Genomic DNA, 6,833 nt, shown 5'->3' on the forward strand with positions numbered 1-6,833 from the left:
TAGAACTTTAACCCTTAATATTGTAACTGTTTGCCTTAATGTTGCAGCATATTGCGACTTTTGCATGAATGTTGCAACTTTTTGCCTATAGTTTTGTCAGGTGGGTATTGCCAGCCCTACCAAGTGCGATCGCTCATTAAATAGTAATGTCACGTGCGATGGCACCCTGAGCTAATCTCAAACATTCTTACAATGTAGTGGCGTGTCTAAGCTAAAATGTTGCAATAAAAAAGGTTCGTAGTTGCGCTTTAGCGCCTTTTAAAATCTGACAAATAGAAATGTTGACACATTACATCAATACAGCAATGCACAAAGCAACTTATGAGTTGCTGGAAGATGGAACTTTTTATAGTGAAATTCCTGAGTGTCCAGGTGTGTGGACAAATGCTGCTACACTAGAAGCTTGCCGAGATGATTTGCAAGAAACTCTGGAAGGGTGGATCATTTTAGGATTGCGTTTGGGTCATACTCTACCGATACTTGGCGGGATTAACCTGAATGTCCAGAAAGAGGTTGCCTAATGCCAGCTTTTGGAGCAATTAATGGGCTATAGATGTCATCATTTATTGCGATCGCGTTGCCAATTATCGCATTAAAAAATTTAAAATTAAACGAAGTTAAAATAATCTAAAAATGTAGATGTAGGGGCTGGGAACCCCCGCCATTTGCGAAGTTGATTCTTGTTGCAGATATATTAACTTTAAATCTCACGCAAAGACGCAAAGGCGCAAAGGAAGAAAGCACCATAACACACCCTATTTCTAATATATTTGACAATCCGTAAGCTTTGATATGAGGGTAGAGAGTCTTTTTCTTCTGCCAACCAATCTCATACTCCATATTGCTCTAGGTAGCTGTCCAGATGGTGATGTGTTCAGTTTTCCCATTTCTGTCTGCTGGGTTGAAATAATTTTCTATTTGTTGAGCAGATTTACCTCTAACGGCTTCCATAGCCGGAGTTTACTTTTGCTAGCGTAGTGATATGAGGTTTATTACTTCCCAGCAAATAGCTAGGCGGAAAGAGGTTTAACATGGCTCATTTAAAACTTCGTCGCCCCGAAAATGTTAATGGCGATTTTTATGTAGATACTACTTGTATAGATTGTGATACCTGTCGCTGGATGACTCCTGAAGTTTTTCATAGTGTTGATGAACAATCGGCAGTTTATCACCAACCTACAAATGAGAAAGAAAGATTAGCAGCATTACAAGCACTTTTAGCTTGTCCTACTAGTTCTATTGGCACAGTTGAAAAGCCAGAAGATATCAAAATAGCTCAAGAAAGTTTTCCGATTTTAGTGGAGGAAAATGTTTACCATTGTGGCTATCATTCGGAAAAATCTTATGGTGCTAGTAGCTATTTTATTCAACATCCAGAAGGTAATATTTTAGTAGATTCTCCAAGATTTACACCGCCCTTAGCCAAGCGTTTTGAGGAGATGGGCGGAATTCGTTATATGTACCTGACTCACAGAGATGATATAGCAGATCATCAAAAGTTTGCTGAATATTTTCAGTGTCAGCGCATCCTTCATGCTGATGATATTACTGCGGGTACTCGCAATGTAGAAATAAAGCTCACTGGTTTTGAACCATTTTCTTTGACTGCGGATGTTTTAATTATTCCAGTTCCCGGTCATTCCAAAGGACACACAGTTTTACTTTATAAAAACAAGTTTCTTTTCACTGGCGACCATCTTGCTTGGTCAGAAGATTTACACCAGTTGATTGCGTTCCGCGATTTTTGTTGGTATTCCTGGACAGAACAAGTTAAATCAATGCATAAACTGGCTAATTACTCATTTGAGTGGGTGCTGCCAGGTCATGGGCGGAGATTTCACGCTGATGTTAATATCATGCATCAGCAGATGCACAAGTGTATTGAGTGGATGGAGTCAATGTAGACTTATTTTGCGTTAAGAAGTAAAGATCATTCCCGTGCTGGTCGAATGCTTAAATAACGGTCTTTACGAATGGTATTGATGACGGTGCGGATATGACTTTCTGCTGCACCCAAGGTTTTTAGTAGATGGTTTCCCAACTCTAACGCTGCTTCAAATTCAGGTTGCACGACTTCTATTGCACCCATTTGAGTTAAAATATCAATTTCTTTGTCAGTGTGCGATCGCGCAATCACATCTAAATTTGGTGCAATAGCAAGGGCACGTTTTAGAAGTAAGCGTGTACTGGCGGGGTCGGGAAGGGCAATTGTCAAGGCTTTGGCAGTTTCTAAATGTGCTTTCTCTAATACTAATTCAGAATCGGCGTCGCCAAAAATGTAAGGAATCTGGTGCATCCGCAGCCTTTGCACAGACGCTTCGCTATTCTCGATTACTAAAACTGGATATCCTTGGCTTTGTAAAATATTGACAATTACTTGCCCAACTCTACCGTAACCCGCTACCACTACATGACCACTCATTGTTTCTGGCATGGATATGGTTTTTGGTGTCGCAAAGCGTCGCAAATACTGTGCAAATAAGGGTACTTGAGTTAGTTTATCTGCCAGTTGCGGCCCGACGTTTATCCATGCAGGAGTTAGCACCAGTGTAATTGCCGTTGTTCCCAACAATAAGAGATAGGTTTGTTGGGAAATCAATCCTAACTCTAGACCTACCAAAGCTAATACAAAAGAAAATTCTCCAATTTGATTGATGCCAAAACTGACTATAGTGGCAGTTTTTAAAGAATAGCCAAACCTGAGAACGATGGGTAAAACAATCGCTGCTTTACCCAACATTACCATAGTTACTAGTTCTAAAATTAGTACAAAATTTTGGATGAGAATACCCGGATCTATGAGCATCCCAATCGAGGCGAAAAATAGACTAGCAAAGGTATCTCGTAGAGGTAAAACTTTTGCTAGTGCCTGATCAGCATAATCAATTTCGGAAATCATTAAACCGGCAACAAATGCGCCCATTGCAATTGAAAGCCCCAAAGCGGCTGTTGTTAAAGCAACTCCCAAACACAAGGCAATTACCGCTAACAGAAATAATTCATTACTCTCTGTAGCTGCAAAACTTCTGATGACAGGGGGGACAATCCATCGACTCAAGATGATTGCTACTGTTACAAATACCAAAATTTTGAGTGTAGCAATGCCTAGAGCCATAGTAATATTTTCGGAATGTCTCAAAGCCGGAAAAATTGCTAACATCACACCTAAGGCCAAATCTTGAGCAATTAAAATTGCCAGCATAATTTGCCCATGATGTGTATTAATTTCACCTCTTTCTGTGAGTGTTTTTAATACCACCGCAGTCGAAGATAGAGAAAGAACTGCTCCCAGAAAAATTCCTTCGGTAATTCCAGAAGCCCAGCCTGCAATCACTGAAATTAAGGCTACCAATGCGGTAGTCAAACCAATTTGCAATAAACTTCCTTGTAGGGCAATTTCCTTAACTCGTTTCAGTTCTGCTAAAGAGAATTCCACACCCAAAGCGAACAGTAGGAAAGCAACACCAATTTCTGCCAAAGACTTAATGTCGGCAATATTACTTAATAGCTTAAAACCAAAAGGGCCAACAAAAATTCCACTAACTAAATAACCAAGCAGAACAGGTTGACGCAGCCGATTTGCCAGAAATCCTCCCAGCGCCGTAGCCCCCAAAACGATGGTCAAATCCAGAATTAAACTATACTCGGATGCCATGATATTGCTGTTTGTTAAAGTTTTAGTTGCTCACTTTTTCAGCCTAGCTTGTCATGGGGTAAGTAAATATACATTTTTGGAGCTAACCTGACTGATGTTTTGTCGCTTAGTGATTAATAATTGTTCTACAACTTGCTTGAGATTTTTGAAATACAAGTGAGTGGGCATTGCCCACGCTACACTAATGCCCTGTTAATTACGAATTACGAACTACGAATTTTTAATTGCGATCGCCTTCTACAATTTCTCTAAAATCTGACGACATATCAATCTTTGCGTCATCATCTGTTGCTTCCTTTTTGAGAATTGGTATTACGCGTGCGTTTCACATACTCGTTCATCACGCCACAACTGATATAACCGATTTGCAGGCATTGTTAAATATAAAATATCCCCAGGACTGAGTTCGGTTTCTAGCAAATTCCAGCCATGAAAGGTTTCGCCACTAGTTTCTAAATATAAGGGTACAAAGTCAGCGGACATTGCTACATCTTTCACCAGTTGACCGGAAAAAGGGTGTGAGTGCGTAATCATTGTGGCAAAGGCTACCCAAAGACTGTCTGCGGTAATGCCATTGCCGAGGATGCGTCCGCCTAATGCAGCTGCGGCAAAAGCTGGGGCTGCTAGTTCCGCAGGGCTTAATACTGCCTCGAAATCAAATACTTGTTGTGCCATGCCTGCAAAATCAGGGTCGGCATAATGGACAATTACTGGAATAGTGGGTGATAATCCTTTGGCTTTTAAGGCAATTTCTAAGTTAATTGCATCGTTGCTGGTAACAGCAAGTACTGCGGCAGCAGAGTCTATATTGCTAGATTTCAGGATTGTTCGGAAGCTGGCATCACCTTGAATAACTGGAATACCTAAACCTCGCGTAGTGTTGACAAATCTGTTGTTGGAGTCAGTTTCAATTACTACCACCTCATGCCCACTAGCATGAAGTTCCTGAACAATTCTGACTCCTATACCACTCAAACCGCAAACGATGTAGTGATGGCGCACAGGTATACGGGCTGCGTCCCAAAATTGCTTAAAGCGGTTGCCAAGAACAAAATCGGTAAGCATTGCATACCAAATACCAATTACCGCTGCACCAACCAGCATCATGACAACGGTAAATAATTTAATACTATTGGGAGCAGATTCTACTACTTTGTCATTACCACCGGCTCCGGTAATCATGCCGACAGCAAAATATAAGGCATCAACAAAAGAGATATTTAAATTAGCAGAAACATAAGTGAGTGAGGCAAGTAAGATAATCACTAGTAGCACAACTGCCATCGCTACAACCGAATGAGCGTGTTTTTGAAACTGCCTTAAACTAGTACAAACTTTGAGTATTTTTCTTACCCATGATTTGCGGATAGGACGGATGCGGGGTTGGATACCAACAATGATGCGATCGCCTAATTTTAATTCTTGTCCAGATAGTACCGCAGATACTAAATTCATCTCGCCTTGTACGGGCAAGTAATAAATTAGCATCCGCGAACAATCTTCCCACAACTCACTCAATTTACGCCCTAGCCAAGGATGATATTCATCAATATATTCTTCTTGAATCGGCCAAGTTTGTTGAAATAACTTGATTTGACCAATCGCTTTATTACCCTGTGCGGCAAAAGTAAACACTGGTGCTGCCAAACCCACAACGCTCATACTTAAATGGTCTGACAAAGTATGATCGAGGCGTTCAGCCAAACTTGTATTATAAAAGCGGTTGATAATCCGAATATTCGGATTCAGCACCCGCGCTTGCATCATAATTGCTAAATTACGCGCATCATCCGAGCCAGCAATTACTAAAGTGTGTGCCTGCTCAATTCCCGCTGCTGTAAGAGTAGCCGCAGTATGTACATCACCAACAATTACATCTCCAGCGGCTTCGCCAGGAATGGGTTTGTGATGAATGCCAATAACAAACGCTCCCTGCTGTCTCAGCAACCGAAAGACTTTATATCCAGTACGTCCTAAGCCACAAACAATAATTCGGGGTTTCATGAAATAGCAGCATTATTTGAGAAGGGCTGCATTCTCAGTTATTGATTAACATTGTTGCCCACTTTCCTTGAGGAGAACTGTAACTGACAACACGGTAAGCAATTCAAAATTCAAAATTTGCCTTTGCGATCGCGGGGAAGCGATCGCAAAGGCTTGTCAGGACTTACGCAAAATTATGAAAAAACGAACCGCAAAGGACGCAAAGGACACAAAGTTATAAGAGTTTCCGAAAGTTCTTGCGTAAGTTCTACTTGTTTTTTGCGAATCTGTCAGCCCTATTAAAATAAGATGGCACTTTCACAAGATGCTGAGAGTCAATGTTATTTAGATGGCTTGAATGTGAAAGACTTCAGTGTATGAATAACTTAGTAAAAGTAACAACTCTTAGTGGAATTGTATCTTCCTTAACGGTAGCAGGAATAATTTCGGCTACGGCACAAGCACAACCACAGTCAGCGCCAGGGCCGATTTCTGCACCCAATGTGACGCTAAAGGTACAACGTAGCGCTGGTACTTGTCCCCAAACAATTGGGCTGTGGTGGTTTGTATTACCTTACGAAGGTGGTGCTGAACATACAGTAGTTGCAGATACTAGAGCATTTTCTGACTCGGCTAAGTTAGTTTCATCTAATAAGCAGGTTGTGGAATTTGTATCACCTCTACGCGATAATTATGCTTCTTGTGTCGGTCAAATACAAAATAAAGAATACACATTCTACAATGTGCAATTTAAGAATAAGCAAGCTTATTTCCGTGTAGATTTGCGAAAAATTAATGCACCTGCTAAGGAAATCAGCTATAAAACTGTCGCGGCTTCTCGCCCTTATGTAAGGTGGGCAGTTGCTGACTAAGCATTGAAGAAAAGACGTGGGAACATGGGCTGTAAGTCTTGTGATTACCTACATTTTTTAAATCTCTCGTTTCGTTGCAAACCCGCCTTGGAATCAATTCCAAAGCTAATAGCTAAAGTCTACTTCAGTAGACTCAACTGCATAGCCCAAGTCTACTCAAGTGGACTTGGGCTATTAACCTTTGAATTTTAGTTCTAGCGGAATAACAGTCGGCGCGGTACGTTGAATTTTACAAAACGGAGTTCTGATACTCGTTCATCCACCTCAAATACTGATTAACGGAGTTCAAAGACTCGTTCATCCACCTCAGATACTGATTAACG

5 protein-coding genes are annotated in these 6,833 nt (G+C 41.0%); 3 read left to right on the plus strand and 2 right to left on the minus strand.

Features of this window, described 5'->3' with window-relative positions; genetic code table 11:
* The first annotated feature begins 278 nt into the window (after positions 1–278).
* Both AC5JL8_RS37070 and AC5JL8_RS37075 read left to right on the plus strand, forming a co-directional pair.
* Positions 279–521, plus strand: a complete 243-nt coding sequence (locus tag AC5JL8_RS37070) for a type II toxin-antitoxin system HicB family antitoxin (protein ID WP_495884681.1) — start codon at positions 279–281, stop codon at positions 519–521.
* 510 nt (positions 522–1,031) lie between these two features.
* Positions 1,032–1,904, plus strand: coding sequence for an MBL fold metallo-hydrolase (locus AC5JL8_RS37075; protein ID WP_495884682.1), 873 nt, complete (start codon positions 1,032–1,034; stop codon positions 1,902–1,904).
* Positions 1,905–1,930: 26 nt separating this feature from the next.
* On the opposite strand, the gene AC5JL8_RS37080 is transcribed toward AC5JL8_RS37075, so the two are convergent.
* Both AC5JL8_RS37080 and AC5JL8_RS37085 read right to left on the minus strand, forming a co-directional pair.
* Positions 1,931–3,655 (minus strand): cation:proton antiporter, encoded by a 1,725-nt coding sequence (locus AC5JL8_RS37080; RefSeq protein WP_495884683.1) that lies wholly within the window; start codon positions 3,653–3,655, stop codon positions 1,931–1,933.
* A gap of 312 nt (positions 3,656–3,967) precedes the next feature.
* Positions 3,968–5,659, minus strand: a complete 1,692-nt coding sequence (locus AC5JL8_RS37085) for a potassium channel family protein (protein WP_495884684.1) — start codon at positions 5,657–5,659, stop codon at positions 3,968–3,970.
* A 356-nt stretch (positions 5,660–6,015) separates the two neighbouring features.
* Between AC5JL8_RS37085 and AC5JL8_RS37090 the strand changes: the two genes are divergently transcribed.
* Positions 6,016–6,510 (plus strand): hypothetical protein, encoded by a 495-nt coding sequence (locus AC5JL8_RS37090; protein WP_495884685.1) that lies wholly within the window; start codon positions 6,016–6,018, stop codon positions 6,508–6,510.
* Positions 6,511–6,833 lie beyond the last annotated feature (323 nt).

The organism is Mojavia sp., assembly GCF_059505145.1.

What these genes read in the sequence shown, in the direction of transcription:
- AC5JL8_RS37085 (WP_495884684.1), bottom strand. Translation starts at nt 5,659, where the DNA reads ATGAAACCCCGAATTATTGTTTGTGGCTTAGGACGTACTGGATATAAA.
- AC5JL8_RS37080 (WP_495884683.1), bottom strand. Translation starts at nt 3,655, where the DNA reads ATGGCATCCGAGTATAGTTTAATTCTGGATTTGACCATCGTTTTGGGG.
- AC5JL8_RS37090 (WP_495884685.1), top strand. Translation starts at nt 6,016, where the DNA reads ATGAATAACTTAGTAAAAGTAACAACTCTTAGTGGAATTGTATCTTCC.
- AC5JL8_RS37075 (WP_495884682.1), top strand. Translation starts at nt 1,032, where the DNA reads ATGGCTCATTTAAAACTTCGTCGCCCCGAAAATGTTAATGGCGATTTT.
- AC5JL8_RS37070 (WP_495884681.1), top strand. Translation starts at nt 279, where the DNA reads ATGTTGACACATTACATCAATACAGCAATGCACAAAGCAACTTATGAG.